Genomic DNA, 24,401 nt, shown 5'->3' with positions numbered 1-24,401 from the left:
GCGCCGGCTTCGGGCAGTGGTCGGTGTGCAGCGCGACCGTGATCGGGTAGTTCTTCGCGACCTCGGTCGCGAAGCGCGCGAATGCGAGTGCACCCGCCGCGCGGTTCTTCACCGTCTGGCCGGCGAAGTAGTCCGCGCCGCCGGTGGTGACCTGGATGATGCCGTCGCTGCCGGCCTCCGTCAGTCCTTGCAGAACCGCGTTGACCGTCTGCGAGGAGGAGACGTTGATCGCGGGGTAGGCGAATCCGCCGGTCTTCGCACGGTCGAGCAGCTCGGCGTACTGGTCGGGGGTGGCGACGGGCATGTGGCGCTCCTCATCGATCGGCCGCGGCAGGACGCGGCGTGGCCACGATCACTGTACTGACGGGCACACGCACGGTCCCTCCGAGTAGCGTCCGCCGCACGGCGGAGGGAGCCCCACTGATGGCCGAGACGAATCTGGTTGCGCATCCGAGTCGGAACCTGGCGATGGAGCTGGTCCGGGCGACGGAGGCGGCGGCCATCCGCGCGGTGCCGTTCATCGGCAAGGGCGACAAGCTCGCGGCCGACGGCGCCGCGGTGGACGCGATGCGGGCGTTCCTGTCCACGGTGGAGTTCGACGGTGTGGTCGTGATCGGCGAGGGCGAGAAGGACCGCGCGCCGATGCTGTTCAACGGTGAACACGTGGGGTCCGGCAACGGGCCGCAGACGGACATCGCGGTGGACCCGATCGACGGCACGGCGATGACGGCGCAGGGCCGCCAGAACGCGCTCGCGATGATCGCGGCCTCCGATCGCGGCACGATGCTCGACGCCTCCTCGGTCTTCTACATGGACAAGCTCGTGGCGGACGACCGGGGCCACGGCGTGATCTCGCTGGAGCAGTCGATCGGGGACAACATCCGGGAGCTCGCGAAGAAGAAGGGCAAGCCGGTCGGCGAGATGGTCGTCGCCGTGCTCGACCGGCCGCGGCACGCGGGGCTGATCGAGGACATCCGCGCCGCGGGCGCCGGCACGCGGATCCTCCTGGACGGCGATGTCGCAGGAGGCATCAACGCGGCCAGGCACGGCACCCGGATCGACCTGTGCGTCGGCATCGGTGGCAGCCCGGAGGGGGTCGTCACCGCGTGCGCGATCAAGGCGATGGGAGCCTTCATCGAGGGCCGCCTGGCGCCGAAGGATGATCAGGAGCGGGCGCGCGGCGAGGCCGCCGGGCTGAAGTTCGACGTCGTGCTGTCCGCGGACGACCTCGTCGCCGGCGACAACACGATGTTCATCGCCACCGGCGTCACGGACGGCGGGCTCGTCGACGGCGTACGCCTGCTGGGTGACACCATCCGCACCGAGTCGGTCGTGCTCCGCAGCAAGTCCGGCACCTTCCGCCGCATCGTCAGCGAGCACGTCGCCAGCCGCTGGCTGTAGGAAGGCCGGCTGGAGGAGGTACGAGCGGTTCAGCAGGACTCAGCACCGTCAGCAGGACCGGAGGCGCGTCTCGATCCTGCTGATGCTCCTGAGTCCTGCTGTCGAACTCGCCGTCACGCGGCGTCTTCGCGGGCCGCCAGCTCGGGGGCGGTGAAGGGGCGCGGGACCGTGTCGATCGGAGCGGCCTCGCCGAGGATCTTCGATTCGTCCATCCGGTTGATCTGCCGTCCGGTGACGAGCACGCGCGACTCGAGGGTCGCCGCGAACTCGTTGTAGCTCGTGACCGTCCGCTCGAGCGCGCCGCGCAGCTTCTCCGCACGCTGCGCCAGGAGGGACAGCCGCTCGTAGAGCGTCTTCGACAGCGTGAAGAGCCGGTGCGCGTCTTCGGTGAGCTCCTGCTGCGTCCACGTGTAGGCGACCGTCTTCAGCACGGCCCAGAGGTTCACCGGCGAGGCGAGCGCCACCCGCTTCGAGAACGAGTAGTCGAGCAGCGACGGATCCGCTGCCAGGGCGGCGGACAGGAGGGACTCGCTCGGCAGGAACGCGACGACGAACTCGGGGGAGTGGAAGTCGGTCCAGTACCCCTTCGCGGCGAGCGCGTCGATGTGCGACCTGACCGCCTTCACGTGCTCCTTCATGAGAGCATCGCGACGGACCGCCTCCGCGCCGATCGCGGTCGCCGGGATCTCGTTCGCCTCGATGAACGCGGCGAGCGGCACCTTCGCGTCGACCGCGATGCTCTTCCCCTCCGGCAGGCGCACCACCAGGTCGGGCCGGCGCACCCCGTCCTCGGTGCGGCTGCTGACCTGCAGGTCGAAGTCGACGCGGTTCGTGAGTCCCGCGCTCTCGACGAGCCGCCGCAGCTGGGTCTCGCCCCACGCCCCGCGCATCGAGTTGTGCCGCAGCGCCGCGGCGAGCGACTCCGCGGTGTTCCTGACCTGGTCCGACGACGCGCGGGTCTCGAGCAGCTGCTGCTCGAGCGACCCGTACTGCGCGGCGCGCTGCTGCTCGAGCTCGGCGACCTTCCCCTGCATGGTCCGGAGGGTCTCCTGCACCGGGGAGAGCGCAGCCAGCACGCGGGACTCCTCCTGGTCGCGGACACGCTGCTGCTCCGCCTCGGACCGCCGCGCCGCACGGTCCTCCTGCGCCCGCCGGTCCGCGGCCACCAGCTCCCGCTGCAGCCCGTCGATCGTCGCGTCGGCGGCGGCGAGCTCGGTGCGCAGCCCGGCCGCGACGGCGTCCCCCTCCGCCCGTGCCCGCAGCAGGTCCGACTCGTGCCGGCCGGCGGTGATCGCCCGGTCCTCGCCCCGGCGGCGCCCGGCGATGCCCGCCATGAGCAGCGCGCCGAGGAAGACGCCGACGATCAGTGCGCCCAGCGTCAGGAGAGGTTCCATGCGGGGATGCTCGCAGCGGCCACCGACATCGCTCGGGTCGCGTTCTCCTCGCGAGCCCGTGAGCGGCTGATGTGACTGCGCGCGCGGGCGCATCAGCCGCTGAACGGCGCCCCAGCGGCTGGTCGGGGCTAGACGAACGCCATCGGCACGCGGGTCTGCGGCGCCTGCGGCTCGAGCCGCGTGAGGCGGTCGTCGACCGCGTCGAGCAGGCTCGCGACGTCCTCCGCGCCGTGCCGGTCGGCGGCATGCACGACGATCGCCGCGCACGCCTCCGCGTCGGCGAGCGCGTCGTGGTGCGCGAAGTCCTCGAAGCCCGCGGCCATCGCGGCGACTGGAAGGCGGTAGGAGGTGAGCGCGTAGGTGCGGCGCGCGACCCGGAGGCTGCAGAAGTAGTCGAGCGCCGGCGTGCTCGTCCCCGAGGCGAAGCACGCGGCGCGCAGGACGCCCATGTCGAACCGGGCGTTGTGGGCGACCACCGGTCGACCGCCTATGGCCTCGATCAGGTCGCCCAGCTGATCGCCCCAGCCGGCGGCGCCGACGACCCGGTCGGGCGTGATGCCGTGGATGCGGATGTTCCACTCGCTGAACACGTCGTGCCCGGCGGGTGGCCGGATCAGCCAGCCGACACGGTCGACGACCCGGCCGTCCACCACCGTCACGACCCCCACGGAGCAGGCGGACGCGGCGGAGGGTCCCGCCGTCTCGAAGTCGATCGCGGCGAAGTCCAGTGGCACGGACGGGATGCTCGCAGCCCCCTCCGACACCGAGTCCGACATCCGTGTAATTCGTCGCGGGACCAGCACTTCGGCAGGCTGTGCGCACTCCAGCAGGCCGTCAGGCCGCCCCTGAGCCTGCTGAAGCGCGGACGGCCTGCCGAAGTGCTGTTCCGCAGGACCCAGCCCCGCGGAAGCTCCCGGGTCCTGCCGTCGTGCTCCCGCGAACTACGGTTGACCGCCGTGGCTCTCACCATCGGCATCGTCGGCCTGCCCAACGTCGGCAAGTCGACGCTCTTCAACGCGCTGACCAAGAACGACGTGCTCGCGGCGAACTACCCGTTCGCGACGATCGAGCCGAACGTCGGTGTGGTCGACCTTCCGGATCCGCGGCTGGCCGTGCTGGCCGAGCTCTTCGCCTCCAAGAAGATCGTGCCCGCCGCGGTCTCGTTCGTCGACATCGCCGGCATCGTCAAGGGCGCGAGCGAGGGGGAGGGCCTCGGCAACCAGTTCCTCGCGAACATCCGGGAGGCGGACGCGATCGCGGAGGTGGTGCGCGGCTTCGCCGACCCCGACGTCGTGCACGTCGCCGGCGGCGTCGACCCGGCCGGCGACCTCGAGACCATCGGCACCGAGCTGATCCTCGCCGACCTGCAGACGCTCGAGCGGGCGGAGGCGCGGGTCGAGAAGGAGGTCCGCGGGCGCAAGACGCCGCAGGAGGTCCTGGACACGATCCGCGCCGCGCAGACCGCGCTGAACGCGGGCACCCGGCTGACCGCTTCCGGCGTCGACCCCGAGCCGATCAGGGATCTCGGGCTGCTCACCGCGAAGCCCGTCCTCTACGTGTTCAACGTCGACGAGGCGGTGCTCACCGACGACGCGCGCAAGGCGGCGCTCGCCGCGCTCGTCGCGCCGGCGCCCGCGGTGTTCCTCGACGCGAAGATCGAGAGCGAGCTGATCGACCTCGATCCCGAGGACGCGGCCGAGCTGCTCGCCTCCACCGGCCAGGACGAGAGCGGGCTGGACCAGCTGGCGCGCATCGGCTTCGACACGCTCGGGCTGCAGACGTACCTGACGTCCGGCCCGGACGAGACCCGGGCCTGGACGATCCGCCGCGGCGCCCATGCCCCGGAGGCGGCCGGGGTGATCCACACCGACTTCGAGAAGAAGTTCATCAAGGCGGAGGTGATCGGGTTCCAGGACCTCGTGGACGCCGGCTCGATCGCGGAGGCGCGCAGCCGCGGCCGCGCCCGCATCGAGGGCAGGGACTACGTGATGCAGGACGGCGACGTCGTCGAGTGGCGGCACGGTTGACCCTCACCCCGACCTCGACGCGAGCGCCCTGCTGTGCGACGCCGACGGGAGGGTGCTGAGCGACGCGCACTTCGACTTCTCCAGCCAGCCGACGTCGCCGGTCGGCTCGGTCGCGAGCCGCGGTGACGATCTGGTGGGCGGCGAGGGAGACGTCGGCGAGCTGTACCTGAACCGGGGCGAGTGGAAGTTCCGCGCGATCGGCCAGGGCTACGCGTCCGGGCTGGCCGGCATCGCTCGGGACTCCGGCGTCGACATCGGCTGACCGATCGGCGGGTCAGCGCTGCTGACCGCGCGCGACGAGCCGCTGGCCGAGCTGCACGGCGTCCGCGGTGTCGAGCACGTGCGTCTGCGCCTCGATCTGGTGCAGCAGCGCCGCGTCGGCGCGGGTCGCCTCCGAGGACTGCAGCAGCACGGTGCCCGCTCCCGTGAAGTCGAACTGGCGCTCCTCCCCGGACTCCCGTCCGAGCAGGCCCTGGATGCCGGCTGCGAAGGAGCGGGCCATCCAGCGGGCGTCGAAGTGCAGTGACGGCGACGGGCAGTCGGCCCACCCGAGCAGCGCCTCCGGGTCGGCGCGGAACGGCGGTTCGACGAAGATCACCGGGCCGGAGGACGAGGCGAGGAACTTCCCCGTGCCGAGCAGGGTGAGGAAGCCCGGCACGACGGACTGCTTCAGCTCGAGGCCCGTCTCGAACGCGAGCAGGTTCGAAGCCCGGATCGTCAGGTTGCCGTCCTCCAGGTCGTAGGAGGCGATGTCGTAGCCGCGGTCGCCGATCACGAGCCTGCCGGTGCCGGACGCGACGACCCAGTCGTGGGTGTGGAGCGGGGAGGAGAACCGCGAGGCGACCCATGCGGCCCGGGATGCGAAGGCGGCGACTCCCGCGAACGAGACGTCCCCGTAGTAGGCGATCATCGCGCCCTTGGCGGTGAACCACTCGCCGTGCAGCGCGATCGAGTACGCGTAGGGGTTGACGTTGTCGTCCTCCGGCAGGGTGCGCGCGTCCAGGACGGTCGGGCCGCCGCTCATCTCGATCATGCGAACTTCTCCTCGGATGCCTGCACGTACACCCGGCCGTGGCCGGTCACCCGCAGCTGCAGCGCCTCGCCCGAGCCGCGCCCTACGAGGTCACGCAGGCCGACGCTCGCCTTCAGATCGAGCTGCAGGGCGCCCACGTGCCCGACGTACGCCTGCGGGTCCACGCCGACCTCGGCGCCGTCCACGGGGATCTCGATCGTGCCGCCGTGGGAGAGCAGCGCGACGGAGCCGCTCCCGCTCACCGTCGTCGTGAACAGTCCGAGGCCGGACACCGCTCCGCGCACGGCCTGCCGGATGCCGCCCTGCGCGATGAGCTGCACCGAGGTCGTCAGCTGCGCGTCGTGCGCGAGCAGGCGGTCGGCCTCGACCGTCAGGGTCTCGCCGGTCAGGCTGACGAGCGAGACGTGCAGGCCGCGATGCCCGTAGTAGACCGTGCCGCGGCCCTCGGCGACCATCATCGGCACCTGCTCGCCGGCGACGGTCCGCCCGATCAACCCGCCGGCGCCGCCACCGCCCGTCACCGGCCGGAACGCCACCTCGCCCGCGTAGCCGAGCATCGCGCCCCGCCGCGCGAGCACCTCCGCCGCCGGCCCCACCGCCGCGCTGACGACCTTGCCGTTGACCTGCTCGAACGCCATCGCTCATCGCTCCGCGGGCTGGATGTACACGGTCCCGGTGCCCTCGAAGCGGAGGCTGAAGGGCTCGCCGCCGCCTTCGCCGGCAAGGCTGCGCCAGCTGATGCCGGACACGAGGCTGAGCTGCAGCGACCCGGTGCCCGCGACGTACACGTCCGGATCGACGACAAGCGGCATGCCCGGCCCCACGGCGAGCGCGATGAGCGGCCCGTCGGAGAGGATCGCGCACTGACCGGTGCCGGTGATCGCCGTCGTCGCGAGCCCCTGCCCGCTCGTCATGCCCCTGAGGCCGGAGAACCGCACGTCGAGCCGCAGCCCGGCCGTCACGGCGAGGACGTGCTCCGACTCGACCGTGAGCGTGTCGTCGTCGAGCCGGACCACGGTGACGTCCTGCGCCCCGACCGCGAGGTACACGCGCCCGCGCCCGGTGCACTCCATCAGGCTGATGGACTCGCCCGCGATGCGCTGCTTCACGGCGGCGCGGAGCCCTCCGCCTCCGCCCATCCCGGCGTGTTTGAACTCCATCGCGCCGACGTAGGCGACCATCGCGCCCTGCGCCGCCCGAATGCCGTCGCCCTCGAGGTCGGCGTGCAGCATCCGCTTCGCCCCCGTCAGCTGTGCCACGACGTCTCCTCGTCCGATGCGGCGCCCTCGCCGGCTCGGCAGCCTACCGAGCACCGCTCCCGCAGGTCGAGGTGAGCCCGTGTGCTGCACGCGTGCGCAACGCGCAGGCAGTCGTGCTTGCCTTGACCCGATGACCGAGATCGCGATGTTCCCGCTCGGCTCGGTGCTGCTGCCGCACATGCCGCTGCCGCTCCGGGTATTCGAGCCGCGCTACATGGCGATGCTGCGCGACATCCTCGGCGACGAGCCCGCCGAGTTCGGCGTCACCCTGATCGAGCGGGGGCAGGAGGTGGGCGGCGGCGACGTGCGCACCGACATCGGCACCGTGGCGCAGATCGGCAGCCTCGACACCTCCGGCGAGTCGATCCTGCTCATCGCGCAGGGGGTCAGGAGGTTCCGGGTCGAGAAATGGCTCGACGATGCGCCGTACCCGCGGGCCGAGGTGTCCGACCTGCCCGACGCCGAGTGGTCCGACGATCTCACGCCGACGCTCCAGCGTGCGGACGTCGTCGTGCGCCGGGTGCTGAAGCTCGCGGAGGAGGCGGGCGAGGAGGTGCGCTGGCCAGCCGACATCGTGCTCGACGACGACCCGGCAGCGGCCGCGTGGCAGCTCGCCGCGATCGCGCCGTTCGGCCCGCTGGACCAGCTCGACCTGCTGCGGTCGCCGAGCATCGAGCGCCTAATGGAGCGCACGATCGACCTCGCGGAGGACGCGGAGACCCTCTACAGCGCGTAGGCGTCCTGCCATCGCTCCAGGCTCTGCGGCGCACGGCGCCGTGCGCACCCGCTCGCCCTCGGACGCGTTCGGACAGGTGCAGCCACCCCTCGTGATCGAGGCTCAGACCCGGGGGCGTGACCGTCTTCGTCGTGCTGTCCCACAGGCGGGCGGCCCGGAAGCGGCACGGGAGGGGCTCGCGGTCGACGGTCGCGAGCGCCTCGGCCAGCCGCTCCGCGGGGATCCGCCGCGCGAGCGTCGCGTGCGGCGTCCACAGGTCCGGCCGCGTCTGCGCAACCACCTCCGCGCCGGGCGCCTGCAGTCCGACCGCACGGGACACCGCCGAATGCAGGGTCAGGAGGGGGCGGGAGGCCACGATCTGCCGCGCCAGCACCCAACGTCGCCTCTGGCCGCCGAACAGCAGGGGCGCGCCGATGACGGCCGCGAGGCCGGTCCTGCCGATGCCCCAGCCGTCGAACACCGCGTGGAGCGCGGCGACGGCCGCCTCGAACCCGCTGCCGACCGTGACGGCGACGGTCACGTGCGGGCGGTTCGTCTCGCCCCGATGGTCCGCGAGGCTCGGCAGTCCGGCGTCGGCGAGCACCGCCCACGTCGACCGGAGGGCCGCCTCCGCGTCGTCGTCGAACAGCAGCTCGATGCTCTGCACCATCGCCGAGGACGCTACGCGGCACCGCCGACAGGGCCCGTGGCGGCCCCCGCGAATCACGGCAGCAGCTGGGGCGCGATCTGCCGCAGCAGGTCGTAGCCGACGAAGCTCACGAGATCGAGGATGAAGTGGCACGCCACCAGCGGGCCGAGCCGTCCCCAGCGCCGGTAGACCAGCACGAAGACCGCACCCATGATCGCGTTCCCGACGAACCCGCCGAAGCCCTGGTAGAGGTGGTAGGAGCCACGGAGGAGCGCGCTGGTCAGCAGCACGCTCCAGAACCGCCAGCCCTTCGACTCGAGCCGGTCGAGCAGGAACGCGACGACGATCACCTCCTCCTGCACCGCCGCCCGGGCAGCGGAGAGCACGAGCACCGGGATCGCGTACCACTGGGGTCCGATGCCCGAGGTGTCGACCTGCAGGTTGAGGTTCAGCGCGACCGCCCCGAAGTACAGGGCGAGGCCGGGGATGCCGATGCATGCGGCGAGGAGCACGCCGAACGGGATGTCGAATCCCGGCCGCCGCAGGTCCATGCCGATCCGCCGGAGCACGCCGGGGCCCATCAGGTACAGAGCGAGCAGTACCGGCACGAGCGGCGATGCGATCCCGAGCAGCTGGTAGATCAGGTCGAAGACCGCCCGGTCGTCCTGCGTCGGGTTCAGCGTCTGCGTCTGCTGGTTCAGCCGGGCGCGCGTCAGCGAGTCGGCGAGCGACACGACCGAGTAGACCGCGGATTGCCCGAGGCTCACCCCGAGCACGAGCAGCAGCTCGACGCCGGGCCGTCGGCCGCTCGGCTCGCGGACTCCGCTCGCAGCCGGAACGCTCGCCGGATCCATCACCACACCACCATGCACCCGCGCTCGGACCCGGTGCTCCCGACTGCCGCTGCAGCGTCCCACGCGCACGATCGTTGCGTGTCCCGCGACGACGTTGGTGATCGCGGCGCTCAGCGCACCGAATTCGCGCGCGTATTTCCATGTTGTAACCGTTTGGACTCTTGCGGGCCACCTCCACCCCCTGCTCGTAACCTGAGGGCGGGTACGAGACGCCAGAGCACCGTCCGTGCCCGTGATGACCTAGGAGGCACAGTGATCAGGAAGCGCATGCTTGCGGCCGTCGCGGCTGCGAGCGCCGCCGTACTCGTTCTCGCCGGTTGCACCAGCGGCAGCACCACGACGAGCAACGGCGGTATCGAGGCGAACACGAAGCTGACCGTCGCCCAGAACTCGGCGTTCACCTCGCCGAACTCGTTCTCGTCGACCGGTAACTCCACGTACAACCAGAACGTCATCTACATGACGACTTCGACGTTCAACTACTACGACAACACGCCCAAGCTGGTGAAGAACACCAAGTTCGGGACGTACACGAAGGTCAGCGACAACCCCCTGACCATCAAGTACACCGTCAAGGAGGGCGTGAAGTGGTCCGACGGCGTGCAGGTCGGTGCCGCCGACGCGCTGCTCAACTGGGCTTCCAACGCGACCGAATACAACTCCACCGAGAAGGGTGGCGTGAACTTCACCAGCATCTATGCAGGTGAAGGCACGGGCGCCGCCTTGATCTCCAAGGTGCCCACCATCTCCGACGACGGACGCTCCTTCACCGTCGTCTACGACAAGCCCTACATCGATTGGGAGCTCCAGCCGGTCATCAACATGTCGGCCGCAGCCACCTGGGAGCTCGCCGGTATCAACTCCGACACCGGCGCCAAGGCGGCGCAGGACGTCGTCGACGCGGTGCAGTCCGGCGACAAGGATCAGCTCGCGAAGCTGGCGACCGCGTGGTCGACGAAGTTCGACGCGACGAGCCAGCCGTCGAACCCGGCGGTGCTCGTGAGCAACGGCCCGTACGAGATCACGAAGATCGTGAAGAACCAGTACGTGACCCTGAAGGCGCGGAAGGACTACATCGCTGGTCCCGAGACGCCGCATCTCTCGCAGATCACCGTGCGGGAGATCCCCGACCAGACCGCCCAGGTGCAGGGGCTTCAGAACGGCGAGGTCAACGTCCTGTACGGCCAGGCCACGAGCGACACGGTCAAGGCGCTCGCGGGCGCGAAGGGCATCACGTCCACGACGAGCCCCAACGCCTCCTACGAGCACATCGACCTGACCTTCAACAACAAGGGTCCGTTCGATCCCGCGTCCTACGGCGGCAGCGCCGCGAAGGCCCTCGCCGTGCGGCAGGCGTTCCTGCACGTCATCCCGCGTCAGGAGATCATCGACCGCCTGATCAAGCCGCTGTCCTCGAAGATCACCGCCGACAACTCGGCGACGTTCCTCCCGGGCTCGGCCGGATACGACGAGTCGGTCGCCGCGAACGGATCCTCCGCGTACGCGACGGCGGATGTGGACGCGGCGAAGGCGCTGCTGGCGAAGGCCGGGGTGAAGACGCCGATCACGGTGAAGTTCGCCTACGCCAACGACAACCCTCGCCGTGAGGGCGAGTTCCAGCTGGTGCAGGCGGCCGCGAAGGCGAGCGGACTGTTCACGGTCACCGACGTCGGCAAGCCCACCGCGGACTTCTTCGGTCCGAGCGGCGTGGGATCCGGCAAGTACAACTACGACGCGGTCGTGTTCGCGTGGTCGTACACGTCGCTGGCCTACACCAGCGCCCAGAGCCAGTTCATCTCGACCGGCTCGTCCAACTTCCAGGGCTACAAGAACGCGACCGTCGACTCCGACTTCACGAAGATCGCGACGTCGACGAGTGCCGACGAGGCGAACGCGCTGCTGCAGAACGTGGACAAGGAGTACTGGAACGACGCGGCGTCGATGACGCTGTTCCAGCTGCCGGACGTCCTCGCCTGGACCAGCTCGGTGAAGAACGTCTCCGAGAGCCCGCTCGTCCCGAACGTGTTCTGGAACTTCTGGCAGTGGGAGAACGGCAAGTAGCCCTCTGAACCGCACAACCGGCCCGGGTTGGGTCCAGGATGATCCTGGACCCGACCTGGATCGATGCAAGGAGTTCGTCGCCCCGTGCTGCACTTCCTGACCCGACGGGTCCTCGCCTCCGTCGCGGTCCTGCTGGTCGCCTCCTACCTCGTCTACGTCCTGGCGTGCGTCTCGGGCAACCCGCTGCAGGATCTGCAGGAGAGCAGGTCGGTCAACAAGGCGCAGCTGATCGAGCAGCGCGTGCGCCTGCTGAACCTCGACGTCCCGCCCTACTTCCGGTACTTCATCTGGCTGGGCGGCGTGCTCGGCGCCTTCGTGGGGAGGTTCTCGCTCGGGTTCTCGCCGACCAACCAGGCCGTGACCGACGAGCTGTCGACCGCCATCGGTGTCACGCTGCAGCTCGTCTTCGGCGCGACGCTCATCGCGATCGTGGTCGGCATCACCGTCGGCGTGACGACGGCGCTGCGGCAGTACACGACCTACGACTACAGCGCGACGTTCATCTCGTTCCTGTTCTTCTCGCTGCCGATCTTCTGGGTCGCGGTGATGCTGAAGCAGTTCGGGGCGATCGGTTTCAACAACTTCCTCAGCGATCCGGTGCTCCCACCGGTCACCATCGTCGTCCTCACCCTGATCGCGGGGATCGTCTGGCAGGTGATCGTCGGGGGACCACCCAGACGGCGCCTGATCACCTTCGGCGTCGCGGCCGCAGCCACCGCAGCGGCGCTGATCTACGTCTCCGCGACCCGCTGGCTGGCGGACCCCTCGTTCGGCATCGTCATGTCCGTGGTGCTCTGCCTCGGCGTCGCGGTCGTGATGACCGTGCTGTCCACCGGGTGGGCGAACACGAAGTCCCGGTACACCGCGCTGTGCGTCGTCGGCCTCGTCGCCGTCCTGTACTACCCGCTCACGGCGAGCGGGTGGGGCCTCTTCGAGCAGTACGAGTTCTGGAACGTCGGCACCGCGATCCTCGCGGTCCTGGTGTTCACCGCGGTCGGCGCCGTGATCGGCTTCCTCTGGGGCGGATACGACCGGATGCAGTCGGTCCGGACCGGCGCGCTCACGGCCTTCGTCTCGATGCTCATCCTCATGGTCGACCAGAGCCTCCACGGGTGGAAGCCCTACTTCGACTACCAGAACGGCCGGCCGATCGCGACGATCGGCTCATCGACACCGGATCTCACCGCGTCGTTCTGGATCGACAACCTCGATACGTTCACGCACCTGGTGCTGCCGACCATCGCGCTCGTGCTGATCTCGATCGCGTCGTACTCGCGCTACTCGAGGGCGAGCCTGCTGGACGTGATGAACCAGGACTACATCCGGACGGCGCGGGCGAAGGGCCTCACGGAGCGCACGGTCGTCATGCGGCACGCGTTCCGGAACGCGCTCATCCCGATCACCACGATCGTCACCCTCGACTTCGGCGCACTCATCGGCGGCGCGGTCGTCACCGAGACCGTGTTCAGCTGGTCGGGCATGGGGGCGCTGTTCAACGTCGCGCTGACCGGCACCGTGCTCGACGTGAACACGCTCATGGGCGTGTTCCTCGTCACCGGGGTGACCGCGGTCGTCTTCAACATCCTGGCCGACGTCGTCTACTCCGCCCTCGACCCAAGGATCCGGGTGTCCGCATGAGCATGGGACCGTTGCCACCGCTCGGCAGTGACGCCGGCTCCGGCCCCGACGGCGAGGATCCGCGCAACGCCGCGACGATGATGTCCGACCCGGGCATAGCGTCCGGGGGACCTGGTGCGCCGAGCGACACGGAGCGCCAGCTCGAACTCAAAGAGGTCGAGGGGCTGTCCCTCGGCCGCATCGTGCTGCGGCGCTTCCTCCGGAACCGCGGCGCGATCATCTCGATGGTCGTGCTCGCCGTGTTCGTGGTCGTCGCGTTCAGTTCAGAGGGCGTCGTGCTCGGCCCGATCAGCATCCCCGGGTGGTGGCAGTACGGGTATGCGGACGTCCCGGCGCCGGTGAACGGCGGCGGTCCCACACTGTCGGTCATCCCGGGTCCGGGATTCGGTCTCGGCGCTCATCCGTTCGGCCAGGACGACATCGGACACGACATGTTCGCGCGCGTGATGCGCGGCGCTCAGCAGTCGCTGATGATCCTCTTCGTCGTGGGCGTCGTCTCCACCATCCTCGGCACCGTCGTGGGCGCCGTGGCCGGGTTCTTCGGCGGGCGGATCGACGCGCTGCTCATGCGCCTCACCGACCTCGTGCTGATCGTGCCGCTGATCCTGCTCGCCGCGATCGTCGGCCACGCGCTGGCGGGCTCCGGCTCCTTCGTGCTGGCGCTGATGCTCGGCCTGCTCGTCTGGACCACGCTCGCGCGCCTCGTCCGCGGCGAGGTCCTCTCGCTCCGAGAGCGGGAGTTCGTCGATGCGGCCCGGGTCGCCGGCGCCTCGAACACCAGGATCATCTTCCGGCACATCCTGCCGAACACCGTCGGCGTCGTGATCGTCTCGGCGACGCTGACGATGTCGGCGGCGATCCTCACCGAGACGGCCCTCAGCTACCTCGGCCTCGGGGTGCAGTCGCCGGATGTGTCCCTCGGGAAGCTGATCTCCGACTACCAGACGGCGTTCAACACGAGACCGTGGCTGTTCTGGTACCCCGGCGTGTTCATCGTCATCATCGCGCTGACGATCAACTTCATCGGCGACGGGCTGCGCGACGCGTTCGACCCACGGCAGAAGCGTGGGTTGAACCGCACGGCGCGGCAGGCGCAGACGGCTTCGCGGGAGCAGTCGGTCGAGCCGCAGTCGTCCGGGGTGCAGTGACCGGCGGAGGCGGCCGGCCGCTGTCAGGGCAGGACGAGCACCAGCACCCACGCGCTCGCGAGGGCGGCGAGCACGAGCACGGTCGTGACGTGCCAGTGGATCTCCACTCCCGATCCCTCGACGGCGCCGAGCAGGCCCCGGTCGCGGTACTGGCTCCACTGCGCGGTCACCAGGTGGGCGGCGATGTCGCCGGTCGCGCGGCCCGGCTCCTGCTGCCGGCGTCGCTCGGCGGCGTAGTCCGCCAGGCCGCGGACGTCACGACGCACGCTGAGCGCACTCGTCATCCGACTCGGTCTGGGCGCCGCCCATGCGGTGTGCACGCCGCGTGCGGTGACGACGGCCAGCGACCAGCGGGTCTGCACGTCCTCGACGGCCGGCCACGTCGTCGTGACGGTCTGCATCGGGTTGATCATCGTGACCCCGGCCGGGCCGATCCGGACGGCGGGGTGCCAGAACGTGGTCCAGGCGCCGAAGCCGAGCAGCCCGAGCGGTGGGATCGCTCGCACGATCAGCTCCGTGCGGCCGGTCGCGAGGACGCCGAGCAGACCGAGCGCAGCGACACCGACGAGCGCTGCGGCGAGCACCCGGCTCGAGCGGGGTCGCAGCGTCACGTCCTCCGTCAGCCCCTGCACAGCACAATCGTCGCGCACGAGACGTGCGCCACCCACCCGACCACCGGACGGAACGCAGCATGACCGCAACGACGCCCACCGGGACGGCCGAGCCCCAGCCGATTCTCGCGGTGCGGGATCTCGGCGTCGACTTCTGGGTCGACGGCGAGTGGTACCCGGCTGCGGAGCACATGCACTACGAGGTCATGCCCGGTGACATCCTCGCGATCGTGGGGGAGTCCGGGTCCGGCAAGAGCTCCAGTTCGATGGCGTTGCTCGGCCTCACCCCCGCCAACGGGCGCGTCACCGGCAGCGCGAAGCTGAAGGGCACCGAGATGGTCGGGCTCAGCGGCGGCCGGCTGCGGAGCGTGCGCGGCAAGGACGTCGCCGTGATCTTCCAGGAGCCGATGACCGCCCTGAACCCCGTGTACACCGTCGGCTTCCAGATCGTCGAGACGCTGCGCACCCACTTCGAGCTGTCGCCGTCGGACGCCCAGGAGCGCGCCGTCGAGCTGCTGCGACTGGTCGAGATGCCGTCGCCCGAGACGTCCGTCAAGAAGTACCCGCACCAGCTGTCCGGCGGGCAGCGGCAGCGTGCGATGATCGCGATGGCGATCAGCTGCGACCCGGCGCTGCTCATCGCGGACGAGCCGACCACCGCACTCGACGTGACGATCCAGGCCGAGATCCTCGATCTGCTGCGCAACCTGCGGCACCGGCTGAACAGCGCGATCGTGCTGATCACCCATGACATGGGTGTCGTGGCGGACATGGCCGACCGGATGCTCGTGATGAAGGACGGCAAGGTCGTCGAGTCCGGCACCGTCGACGACATCTTCTTCCGTGCGCAGCACCCCTACACACAGCAGCTGCTCGCCTCCGTCCCGCACCTCGGCCAGGCGCAGGTCGAGGTCACCGAAGCGCTGGTCGAGGCGGAGCGTGCGCATCTCGAACCCGCCGTCCGGTTCGACGGCGTCGCGATCGAGTACCCGAAGCGCGGGCGGATGCCGGCGTTCCGCGCAGCCTCCGACATCGACCTCACGATCGCGCCGGGGGAGGTGCTCGGCCTCGTCGGCGAGTCCGGATCTGGCAAGACCACGATCGGCCGTGCGCTCGTCGGGCTGCTGCCGATCGCGGCCGGCTCGCTGCACGTCGTCGGGCACGACCTCTCGAAGCGTGACGCGAAGGAGCTCAAGCGTGCCCGGCAGGACATCGGCATCGTGTTCCAGGACCCGGGTTCGAGCCTGAATCCGCGCTTCCCGATCGGGCAGTCGATCGGGGAGCCGCTCCTGCTCGCCGGGCGGGAGAAGCCGGTGATCGACCGGCGAGTGGAGGAGTTGCTCGACATGGTCGAGCTGCCGCGCACGTTCCGCAACCGGTACCCGCACGAGCTGTCCGGTGGTCAGCGGCAGCGCGTCGGCATCGCCCGCGCGCTCGCGCTCAACCCGAAGCTGCTCGTCGCCGACGAGCCGACCAGCGCGCTCGACGTCTCGGTCCAGGCGCGGTTCCTCACCCTGCTGCAGGAGCTGCAGCGGGAGCTGCAGTTCGCCTGCCTCTTCATCAGCCACGACCTCGCGGTGGTCGACCTGCTGTCCCATCGCATCGCGGTGATGAGCAAGGGGGCGCTCGTCGAGCAGGGCACGAAAGACCAGATCCTCCGCGCGCCGACGCAGGAGTACACGAAGCGGCTGATCGCCGCCGTGCCGGTGCCCGATCCGCACGAGCAGGCCGCACGCCGGACCGCTCGCGACGGGGTCTGAGCCAGCCCGGCTCGGCGCCCGAGCGCCACCCGCACTCCGGTTGCGTCCGCCGGGTACCATGGGTATGCGCCGATGTCGGCGCAGCCAGCGTGTCGCGCGCCCCGTCGGGAGCTGTGCCGGCGCTGAGCCCGCTTGAGCGGGCATCTCACCGAAAGGCTTCACCATGGCGCTCGCCACCCGTTCCGATCTGCGCAACGTCGCGATCGTCGCGCACGTCGACCACGGCAAGACCACGCTCGTCGACGCGATGCTGAAGCAGACGCACTCGTTCGCGGACCACGCCCACGTCGATGACCGCGCGATGGACAGCAACGAGCTGGAGCGGGAGAAGGGCATCACCATCCTCGCCAAGAACACCGCGATCACGTATCGCGGTGAGCACGCCTCGGACGGTCCCGTCACGATCAACGTGATCGACACCCCCGGCCACGCCGACTTCGGCGGTGAGGTCGAGCGCGGCCTCTCCATGGTCGACGGCGTCGTGCTGCTGGTCGACGCCTCCGAGGGCCCGCTGCCGCAGACGCGCTTCGTGCTGCGCAAGGCGCTCGAGGCGAAGCTGCCCGTCATCCTGCTCGTCAACAAGACGGACCGGCCGGACGCGCGGATCGACGAGGTCGTGCACGAGTCGCAGGACCTGCTGCTCGGGCTCGCCAGCGACCTGTCGGACGATGTGCCCGACCTCGACCTGGACGCGATCCTCGACGTGCCCGTCGTGTACGCCTCCGGCCGCAACGGCGCCGCGAGCTGGAACAAGCCGGAGAACGGCACGCTGCCGGACAACGCCGATCTCGAACCGCTGTTCGACGCGATCCTCAAGCACATCCCGGCGCCGACGTTCGATGACGAGCACCCGCTGCAGGCGCACGTCACGAACCTCGACGCCTCCCCGTTCCTCGGCCGCCTCGCGCTGCTGCGCGTCTTCAACGGCAAGCTGAAGAAGGGCCAGACCGTCGCCTGGGTGCGCGGGGACGGCACCGTCGCCAACGTGAAGATCACGGAGCTGCTCGCGACCCGCGCGCTCGAGCGCTTCCCGACCGAGTCGGCGTCGGCCGGCGAGATCGTCGCCGTCGCGGGCTTCCCGGACATCACGATCGGCGACACGCTGGCGGACCCCGAGGACGTGCGCCCGCTACCCGCGATCCACGTGGACGACCCCGCGATCTCGATGCTGATCGGCACCAACACGTCGCCGCTCGCCGGCAAGGGCGGCAAGGGTCACAAGGTCACCGGGCGCCTCGTGAAGGACCGCCTCGACCGCGAGCTCGTCGGCAACGTCTCCGTCAAGGTCGTCGACGTGGGCCGCCCCGACGCGTGGGAGGTGCAGGGCCGCGGCGAGCTCGCCCTGGCGATCCTCGTCGAGCAGATGCGGCGGGAGGGCTACGAGCTCACCGTCGGCAAGCCCCAGGTCGTCACGAAGGAGATCGACGGCAAGACGCACGAGCCCTTCGAGCACCTGACGATCGACGCGCCGGAGGAGCACCTCGGTGCGATCACGCAGCTGCTCGCGGCGCGCAAGGGCGTCATGACCACCATGTCGAACCACGGCACCGGCTGGGTGCGCCTGGAGTTCCGCGTGCCGTCACGCGGGCTGATCGGCTTCCGCACCGAGTTCCTCACCATCACCCGCGGAACGGGCATCGCGAACGCGATCCTCGACGGCTACGACCGCTGGGCCGGTGCCATCACCACCCGCGTGAACGGCTCGATGGTGGCGGACCGCCAGGGCGTCGTCACGCCGTTCGCCCTGCAGAACCTGCAGCAGCGCGGCATCTTCTTCGTGAAGCCGTCGGAGGAGGTCTACGAGGGCATGGTCGTCGGCGAGAACAGCCGCCAGGACGACATGGACGTCAACGTCACGAAGGAGAAGCAGCTGAACAACATCCGCTCCTCCACGGCGGACGAGCTGGAGCGCCTCACCCCCTCCCGCGAGCTGTCGCTCGAGGAGAGCCTCGAGTTCGCGCGTGAGGACGAGTGCGTCGAGGTCACGCCGACCGCGGTCCGCATCCGCAAGGTGCACCTGGACCAGCACTCCCGTGCCCGCGCGGCGACGAAGCTGAAGCGCCAGACCATCGACGCGTAATCACGAGCCCTGCAGTCCGAGTGCGACAGCAGGACCCGATGCGTTCGGCAGGACAGAACACGCCGTTCTGTCCTGCTGATCGCGCTGCGTCCTGCTGAAGGACTCGGGAGGGCGGGACCGGAGGGGGTACTCCGGAGGGGGCCCGGGCTCAGAAGGCCGGCTTGCCCGTCGTGTCGAGCCAGGTGTGGAAGAACGAGCCCAAGTCCTGGTGCGACAGCCGCTCCGCCAGCGCGATGAACTCTTCCGTCGTGCCGCTGCCGTACCGGTGGGTGGTCGCCCAGGTCCGCAGGATGCGCTGGAACACGGGAGTGCCCAACTTCCGCTCCAGCAGCACGAGGGTCAGACCGCCGCGGTCGTAGACCGCGTCGTCGAAGAGGTGGGCGGGGCCCGGGTCCGCGACCTCGCGGCCCCACACGTCGGCCGAGGCCGGAGTGTCCCGGAGGCGCTGCACCTCCTTCTCGAGCGTCGTGATCCCGGCGTGCTCGTCCCAGAGCCACTCGGCATAGGTGGCGAAGCCCTCGTTCAGCCAGATGTCCTTCCAGCGTCGCGGGGTCACGCTGTCGCCGAACCACTGGTGCGCGGTCTCGTGCGCGACGGTGCTCTCGTCGGCGGAGGGCGAGTAGATCGGCCGCGTCTGCGTCTCGAGCGCGTAGCCGATGTCGAACGAGTCCACGATCGAACCGGCGGAGGAGAACGGGTACGGCCCGAACCGCTTCGCGAACCAGGCGATGATCGCGGGCTGCTTCGCGATCGCGGCGAGCGACTCGGTCCGGGCGGTACCGGTCAGATGCTCGTCCACCGCCGTGAGGTACGGCAACCCGCTCTTCCGGAACCGGTGGATCGTGTAGTCCCCGATGTCGACGGTCGCGAGGTAGCTCGCCATCGGCGCCGTCTCGGTGTAGCGGTAGGTGGTCCAGCCGCGGCGGGTGACCGGCTGCCCGGTCGGCAGGCCGTTCGCCACGGCCTGCTTCCCCTCCGGCACCGTGACGGTGAAGGAGTACCGCGCCTTGTCGACCGGGCTGTCGTTCACCGGGAACCAGGTCGGGGCACCGTACGCCTCGCTCGCGACGAGCGCACCGTTCGGCGTCGAGATCCAGCCGAACAGCGAGTCGGTGTTGTCGACGGGCCGCCCCGTCGTGCCGGAGTACGCGACGCGCACCGTGACGGCCCGGCCGCGCGCGAGCGGCGTCGCGGGGCGCACCCGCAGCTTCTCCGCGGTCTGGCTGAACCGTGCCGGCCGCCCGTCGACCGTGGCGCTCGAAAAGTTGAGCCCGCGCAGGTCGAGGGCGAGCGAGGTCAGCGCGATCGACGGCCGGAGGCGGATGGACGTCACGGCGGACAGCGACCGGCTCGAGGGCCGGTAGCGCAGCGCGATGTCGTAGTGGAGGGCGTCGTAGCCCGAGTCGCCGAGCGTCGGGTAGTACGGGTCCCCGGAGGACGCGCCGCCGTCGACGGGGTCGTGGGTGGACGCCTCCGCGGGCAGCGCGCCGAGGGCGAGCGCGCCGATCAGTGCGGCGGCGAGGAGGGGCAGGCTGCGGCGTCGCACACCGGACGGTAGCGCGTGCGGCAGCCGAGTGCCACAGCCCCCTGCGACGCCCTGCCGCCCGAAGTGGCACGCGGGAGGAGGGGCGCCCGGCGGCGCTACTCGAAGAGCTCCTGGCCGATGTAGCGGCCCGGCTTCGGGGAGCGGGGGGTGAAGAAGACGCCCGACCCGATGTGCTGGATGTACTCGTTCAGCCGGTCGATCCCGCCGAGGCGGGTCTGCAGGGTGATGAAGTGCTGCGGATCGTTCACGTACGCGATGAACAGCAGCCCGGCGTCGAGCAGCCCGTACTGGTTCAGCCCGTCGGTGTAGTTGTAGCCGCGGCGCAGGATCTTCACGCCGCCGTTGTTCTCGTGCGCGGCGAGCGACACGTGCGAGCGCTGCGGGATCACCGTCGCCCCGTCGGCCTGCTTCGCGAAGTCCGGGGTGTCGAACTCGCGCTTCCCGCTGAGCGGCGCCCCGACGGCCTTCGTGCGGCCGATCACGTCCTGCTGGTCGCCGACCGGGTCGGCGTCCCACGTCTCGATGTTCATCTGGATCTTGCGGGCGATCTGGTAGCTGCCACCGCGGGTCCACGCCTGGTCGTCGCCGACCCAGACGAACTTCGTGAAGTCCGCCTCCTCCTTGATGTTGCGCGTGCCGTCCTTGAAGCCCATCAGGTTCCGCGGCGTCGCCTGCCCCTTGCCGGCGGAGGCGCGCCCGAACCCGAACACCGTCCAGCGGGTCGCGGCGACGCCGCGGGCCATCCTGGTGAGGTCGCGGATCGCGTGGTACGCGACCTGCGGGTCGTCGGCGCACGCCTGCAGGCTGAGGTCGCCGCCGGAGGACGCCTCCTGCAGCTGATCGCTCGGCATCTCCGGCAGCGTCGCGAGGTGCTTCGGCCGCTTGGCCGACAGACCCAGCCGATCGTCGAACACGCCCGGCCCGAACCCGACCGTGACGGTCAGGGAGGCGGGGGAGAGCCCGTACGCCTCCCCGGTGTCCTGCGCGACGGCGTTCGCGTCCGCCGGCTCGACCGTCCCGATCGGCAGCCCCTTCATGAGCTGCGCGATCGCGCCCGACCAGCGCGCGAGCAGCACCTGCAGATCGGAGGGGAGCGGACTCGTCAGATCGAACGTCATGAAGACGGAGTAGCGCTGCTGCTCGGTCTCGATACCCGCCTGATGCGCCTGCGCGTAGAACGGGTGGCTGCGGGTGAGGTCGACGACCTCGGACGCCGCGTCGGATGCGGGGGTCGGGGATTGCGTGCCCGCGAACGCCGCAGCGGTGCCCGCTCCCGCCGCCGCGCCCGCGGCGATGCCGCCTGCGATGCCCGCGATCAATCCGCGGCGCGAGACCGGCGACCGCGCGTCCCCGGTCTCGTTCTGCTCATCCGTCATTCAGGCGGCCGCCACTTTCTCGGCGATCCGCGACAGCGGCTCCTGCAGGCTCTGCACGGTGCTGCTCAGCGACGCGGCATCCTTCGCTCGGAGCGCCGGCGTGTAGCGCTCGTAGCCGCCCGCCAGGCTCGCGTCCTCGTACTTCGTCAAGGCCTCCGTGACCGCCGCGAAGCGATCGGTGACCTGCTGCGTGAGGGTCGGATCGATCGCCTTCAGCCCGGGCTCCAGGTTCGCGAAGGCCTGCTGCGCCCCCTCCACGTTGGCCGCGAAGTCGACGAGGTCGAGGTGGCTGTACCGCTCCTCCTCGCCCGTGATCTTGCCGGACTGGACCTCCTCCAGCAGGCCGGCCGCACCGTTCGCGAGGTCCTCCGGCTTGTAGGTGAGGGTCGTGGCGAGCGAGACGAGCTTCCCCACGTTCGTGGTGAGGTCCGCGGCGTACTGCTTGGTCTCGGCCGTGATCCTCCCGCCCTGCCACAGGTCGCGCTCGATGGCGTGGAACCCGCTCCAGCCGACGGCCGTGTCGAGGTTGGAGGCGCGCATGTCGATCAGGTAGTCGAGGTTGCCGGTGTTGTCGGTCGGGTCGGTTCCGGGGAGCACGAAGCCCTCCACGTCGGATTCGACCTTCTCGTAGAAGGGCCGCGCCACCGCGTACCGCTGCTTGGCGGCGGCGACGTCACCGGAGTCGACGGCGGTCTGCAGGTTCTCGACGGCCGTGACCATGTCGCCGAGGGTGCTCGCGACGTAGTCCCCGTAGGTCTTCGTGCCGGCGGCGAGGAGCGTGCTGGCGTCGCTGCCGCTGGCCGCGGCGGCCTTGCCGGTCACGGTGAACGGGATCGACTCGGTGGTCGCACCGGGGCAGACGACCGCGTAGTCCCCGCCCGTGAGGGTCGTCGTGAACGTGACGGCCGCGAGTCCGGGTGCGAGGTTCTCCTTCTCGCCGAGGATGCGCTGGCCCTGCATCAGCTCGGCCTCCGTGATCCCGGTGGCGCTCGTGTTGGTGATCGTGAAGGTCACCGGGCCGGCCTTCGCGGTCGTGTGGGAGATCTGGCACTCGTCGCCGGAGCCGGAGGAGACGAGCTCGATCGCGACCCGGGAGACCCCCTTCGACACGGGCGCGACGGTCGAGCCGCCGGTCGACGATGCCGTGCTCGCACCGGGGGCCCCGGCCGAGCAGGCGGCGAGCAGCGCGATGACGGACGGCACGAGGACGGCTGCGCTGGCGAGGCGCACGCGGCGGTCACTTGACGGCATAGGGGGTGCTCCTGGTTCGGGGGGCGGGAGTGCTCGGCGCCGACACGGGCTCGCGACCGAGCCGGCGGATCCGGAGTGCGGTGAGCGTGACGGCGAGTGCGGCGATCAGCAGCGCGATGGGCACCTCCACGGCCCAGAGCGTGTGCTCGGGGCCGGCGGTGGTCGCGGCGACGAGTGCGGCCGCCGTGGCCGTGGCCGCCGCCGGGGTGACGTGCCAGCCGGCGAGCATCGGTGCGTCGGCGCCGCTGACCGTCAACGATCTGGCGGTGCTGAGTCCGCCGCCGGTGATCGTCAGCACGGTGACGGCGGTGCGCCGCGCGTCGACGAGCACGCCGCCCGACGTCCATGCCGTCGTCGTGGTCGTGGCGGTCCAGGTCGCGGTGAAGGGGCCGGGGTCCTGCGCCGGGTTGAGCCCGACCGGCAGACGCCCGCCCGCCGCGGCGGCGACGTCGGCGAGGGTCACGGTCGCGGGCCCGTCGACCGCGGCGGATCCGTCGGCCGACCGCTCGGTCACGTCGGCGCCCGCCCGGGTGGCCGCCGTTCCGGTCGGCAGGGGCACCCGCTCCGTCGCACCGCCCTGCCGCACGACGAGCGACGAGCCGGACAGCTCCGCGGTCCCCCCTCCGATCAGCGGGCGGGTGCCGGAGGCGGGCTGCGGGGCCGCGGGGACCGCGGCGGCCAGCACGACCGCGGCTGCGCCGAGGGCGGCCGCCACAATCCAGCGCAGCCGGAGCGCGCCCGCGGCGGTGGGACGTCGCTTCGCGGGCCAGTAGACCAAGAGGGCGACGGGGACGACGTAGGCGAGCCAGGCCACGACCTCGATCAGTCGGGGATCGGAGGGGATGCCGAGCATGCCGGTGATCAGGGCGCCCCGGAGCGAGCCGTTCGGAGCCAGCCAGCTGAGATCGATCGTGCGCTGCTGACCGGCGAGGATCCAGCCCGCCTCGTGCGCGGTGTGCACCGCGGTGAGGACCAGGCCCGCGGCGACGAGGACCAGGAAGGCGCCGGTGATGCGGAAGAAGCGGGCGAGGTCGATGCGGACGCCGCCGGCGTAGACGCCGTACCCGATCGCTGCTGAGGCGAGGATGCCGAGGACCGCTCCGGTCGCCGCGAGGCCCGCGTTCTGCGCCGCCCGGAAGGTCGCGAGCAGGAAGACGCTCGTCTCGAACCCCTCCTTCAACACCGCGAGGAAGGCCATCACCGCGAGCGCGAGCGCGCCGCCGTCGTGCAGGGCCGCGCCGGCGGAGGTCTCCAGCTCGCGCTTCATGCCCCGCGCGTGGCGGTTCATCCAGAACAGCATCCCGGTCACGAAGACGACCGCGACAGCGCCGATGACGGTCTCGAGTCCCTCCTGCTGCGCCTGCGGCAGCGTGGACTCGAGCGCCCAGAGCACGGCGCCGACCCCCAGGCTGGCGGCGACCGCGGTGGCGACGCCGATCCACATCGCGCCGAGCCCGCGGCCGTTCCGCTTCAGGAACGCGGCGACGATGCCGACGATCAGCGCGGCCTCGAGGCCCTCACGCAAGCCGATGACCAGGGTGGTGAGCACGATGGACGTCCTCTCCTGATGGGTTCCGCGGGCCGGGGCCGTGCGCCCG

At 70.7% G+C, this 24,401-nt stretch carries 21 protein-coding genes and 2 pseudogenes; 10 read left to right on the top strand and 13 right to left on the bottom strand.

The window, feature by feature from the left end:
• On the bottom strand, positions 1-304 hold a 304-nt coding region (locus tag ACFE67_RS02710), incomplete at its 3' end, for a class II fructose-bisphosphate aldolase (RefSeq protein ID WP_375405333.1).
• A 119-nt stretch (positions 305-423) separates the two neighbouring features.
• Here ACFE67_RS02710 and glpX point away from each other — a divergent pair.
• Positions 424-1,401, top strand: a complete 978-nt coding sequence (glpX, locus tag ACFE67_RS02705) for a class II fructose-bisphosphatase (protein ID WP_375405332.1) — start codon at positions 424-426, stop codon at positions 1,399-1,401.
• A gap of 113 nt (positions 1,402-1,514) precedes the next feature.
• On the opposite strand, the gene rmuC is transcribed toward glpX, so the two are convergent.
• Both rmuC and ACFE67_RS02695 read right to left on the bottom strand, forming a co-directional pair.
• Positions 1,515-2,795 (bottom strand): DNA recombination protein RmuC, encoded by a 1,281-nt coding sequence (gene rmuC, locus ACFE67_RS02700; protein ID WP_375405331.1) that lies wholly within the window; start codon positions 2,793-2,795, stop codon positions 1,515-1,517.
• Positions 2,796-2,923: 128 nt separating this feature from the next.
• A complete protein-coding gene (locus ACFE67_RS02695) occupies positions 2,924-3,529 on the bottom strand; it encodes an exonuclease domain-containing protein (protein WP_375405336.1) in 606 nt (201 codons plus the stop codon).
• Between the two features lie 222 nt (positions 3,530-3,751).
• On the opposite strand from ACFE67_RS02695, the gene ychF reads away from it, so the two are divergent.
• The 3 genes and pseudogenes from ychF to ACFE67_RS02680 all read left to right on the top strand — a co-directional run bounded on the left by ychF (position 3,752) and on the right by ACFE67_RS02680 (position 5,084).
• A complete protein-coding gene (gene ychF / locus ACFE67_RS02690) occupies positions 3,752-4,822 on the top strand; it encodes a redox-regulated ATPase YchF (protein ID WP_375405330.1) in 1,071 nt (356 codons plus the stop codon).
• Positions 4,823-4,835: 13 nt separating this feature from the next.
• A pseudogene (locus ACFE67_RS02685) lies at positions 4,836-4,961 on the top strand (TerD family protein); the annotation flags it as partial.
• Positions 4,956-5,084, top strand: coding sequence for a TerD family protein (locus ACFE67_RS02680; protein WP_375405335.1), 129 nt, complete (start codon positions 4,956-4,958; stop codon positions 5,082-5,084). The pseudogene ACFE67_RS02685 and the gene ACFE67_RS02680, both read left to right, overlap by 6 nt.
• Positions 5,085-5,096: 12 nt before the next feature.
• On the opposite strand, the gene ACFE67_RS02675 is transcribed toward ACFE67_RS02680, so the two are convergent.
• The 3 genes from ACFE67_RS02675 to ACFE67_RS02665 are packed head-to-tail and all read right to left on the bottom strand — an operon-like array spanning position 5,097 to position 7,114.
• Positions 5,097-5,855, bottom strand: a complete 759-nt coding sequence (locus tag ACFE67_RS02675; protein ID WP_375405329.1) for an AIM24 family protein — start codon at positions 5,853-5,855, stop codon at positions 5,097-5,099.
• Complete coding sequence (locus tag ACFE67_RS02670; protein WP_375405328.1) at positions 5,852-6,493, bottom strand: AIM24 family protein; 642 nt, start codon at positions 6,491-6,493, stop codon at positions 5,852-5,854. The genes ACFE67_RS02675 and ACFE67_RS02670 overlap by 4 nt, the downstream gene beginning before the upstream one ends.
• 3 nt (positions 6,494-6,496) lie before the next feature.
• The gene (locus ACFE67_RS02665; RefSeq protein ID WP_375405327.1) at positions 6,497-7,114 is read right to left on the bottom strand and encodes an AIM24 family protein; all 618 of its coding nucleotides are present in this window, start codon (positions 7,112-7,114) and stop codon (positions 6,497-6,499) included.
• A gap of 130 nt (positions 7,115-7,244) precedes the next feature.
• Between ACFE67_RS02665 and ACFE67_RS02660 the strand changes: the two genes are divergently transcribed.
• Positions 7,245-7,850, top strand: coding sequence for an LON peptidase substrate-binding domain-containing protein (locus tag ACFE67_RS02660; RefSeq protein ID WP_375405326.1), 606 nt, complete (start codon positions 7,245-7,247; stop codon positions 7,848-7,850).
• 151 nt (positions 7,851-8,001) lie between these two features.
• On the opposite strand, the pseudogene ACFE67_RS02655 reads toward ACFE67_RS02660, so the two are convergent.
• Positions 8,002-8,499, bottom strand: a pseudogene (locus ACFE67_RS02655) (2'-5' RNA ligase family protein); the annotation flags it as partial.
• 53 nt (positions 8,500-8,552) lie between these two features.
• Positions 8,553-9,332, bottom strand: coding sequence for a CPBP family intramembrane glutamic endopeptidase (locus ACFE67_RS02650; RefSeq protein ID WP_375405325.1), 780 nt, complete (start codon positions 9,330-9,332; stop codon positions 8,553-8,555).
• A gap of 252 nt (positions 9,333-9,584) precedes the next feature.
• Here ACFE67_RS02650 and ACFE67_RS02645 point away from each other — a divergent pair, with 252 nt between their 5' ends.
• From ACFE67_RS02645 to ACFE67_RS02635, 3 genes are all read left to right on the top strand, one after another.
• Positions 9,585-11,393, top strand: coding sequence for an ABC transporter substrate-binding protein (locus ACFE67_RS02645; RefSeq protein ID WP_375405324.1), 1,809 nt, complete (start codon positions 9,585-9,587; stop codon positions 11,391-11,393).
• Positions 11,394-11,477: 84 nt separating this feature from the next.
• Positions 11,478-13,031: an ABC transporter permease gene (locus ACFE67_RS02640; RefSeq protein ID WP_375405323.1), complete on the top strand. Its 1,554-nt coding sequence runs from the start codon at positions 11,478-11,480 to the stop codon at positions 13,029-13,031.
• Between the two features lie 80 nt (positions 13,032-13,111).
• Positions 13,112-14,179: an ABC transporter permease gene (locus ACFE67_RS02635; RefSeq protein ID WP_375405334.1), complete on the top strand. Its 1,068-nt coding sequence runs from the start codon at positions 13,112-13,114 to the stop codon at positions 14,177-14,179.
• A gap of 23 nt (positions 14,180-14,202) precedes the next feature.
• Here the strand turns inward: ACFE67_RS02635 and ACFE67_RS02630 are convergent, their stop codons facing one another.
• Positions 14,203-14,811: a hypothetical protein gene (locus tag ACFE67_RS02630; RefSeq protein ID WP_375405322.1), complete on the bottom strand. Its 609-nt coding sequence runs from the start codon at positions 14,809-14,811 to the stop codon at positions 14,203-14,205.
• A gap of 59 nt (positions 14,812-14,870) precedes the next feature.
• On the opposite strand from ACFE67_RS02630, the gene ACFE67_RS02625 reads away from it, so the two are divergent.
• A complete protein-coding gene (locus ACFE67_RS02625) occupies positions 14,871-16,550 on the top strand; it encodes a dipeptide ABC transporter ATP-binding protein (protein ID WP_375405321.1) in 1,680 nt (559 codons plus the stop codon).
• A 163-nt stretch (positions 16,551-16,713) separates the two neighbouring features.
• Positions 16,714-18,630 (top strand): translational GTPase TypA, encoded by a 1,917-nt coding sequence (typA, locus tag ACFE67_RS02620; RefSeq protein ID WP_375405320.1) that lies wholly within the window; start codon positions 16,714-16,716, stop codon positions 18,628-18,630.
• A 148-nt stretch (positions 18,631-18,778) separates the two neighbouring features.
• Here typA and ACFE67_RS02615 read toward each other — a convergent pair whose 3' ends face one another.
• The 4 genes from ACFE67_RS02615 to efeU all read right to left on the bottom strand — a co-directional run bounded on the left by ACFE67_RS02615 (position 18,779) and on the right by efeU (position 24,352).
• Positions 18,779-20,176 (bottom strand): M1 family metallopeptidase, encoded by a 1,398-nt coding sequence (locus tag ACFE67_RS02615; RefSeq protein WP_375405319.1) that lies wholly within the window; start codon positions 20,174-20,176, stop codon positions 18,779-18,781.
• 95 nt (positions 20,177-20,271) lie between these two features.
• A complete protein-coding gene (gene efeB, locus ACFE67_RS02610) occupies positions 20,272-21,552 on the bottom strand; it encodes an iron uptake transporter deferrochelatase/peroxidase subunit (RefSeq protein ID WP_375405318.1) in 1,281 nt (426 codons plus the stop codon).
• The gene (gene efeO, locus ACFE67_RS02605) at positions 21,553-22,803 is read right to left on the bottom strand and encodes an iron uptake system protein EfeO (RefSeq protein WP_375405317.1); all 1,251 of its coding nucleotides are present in this window, start codon (positions 22,801-22,803) and stop codon (positions 21,553-21,555) included.
• Positions 22,790-24,352 carry an iron uptake transporter permease EfeU gene (efeU, locus tag ACFE67_RS02600; protein WP_375405316.1) on the bottom strand — a complete coding sequence of 521 codons (1,563 nt, stop codon included), beginning with the start codon at positions 24,350-24,352 and terminating at the stop codon, positions 22,790-22,792. Before efeU ends, efeO begins: the two co-directional genes overlap by 14 nt.
• Between the last annotated feature and the right edge of the window lie 49 nt (positions 24,353-24,401).

It is taken from the genome of uncultured Amnibacterium sp., from assembly GCF_964244015.1.
Taxonomy (GTDB): Bacteria; Actinomycetota; Actinomycetes; order Actinomycetales; family Microbacteriaceae; genus Amnibacterium.
This window is presented reverse-complemented; position numbering and strand designations above follow the sequence as displayed.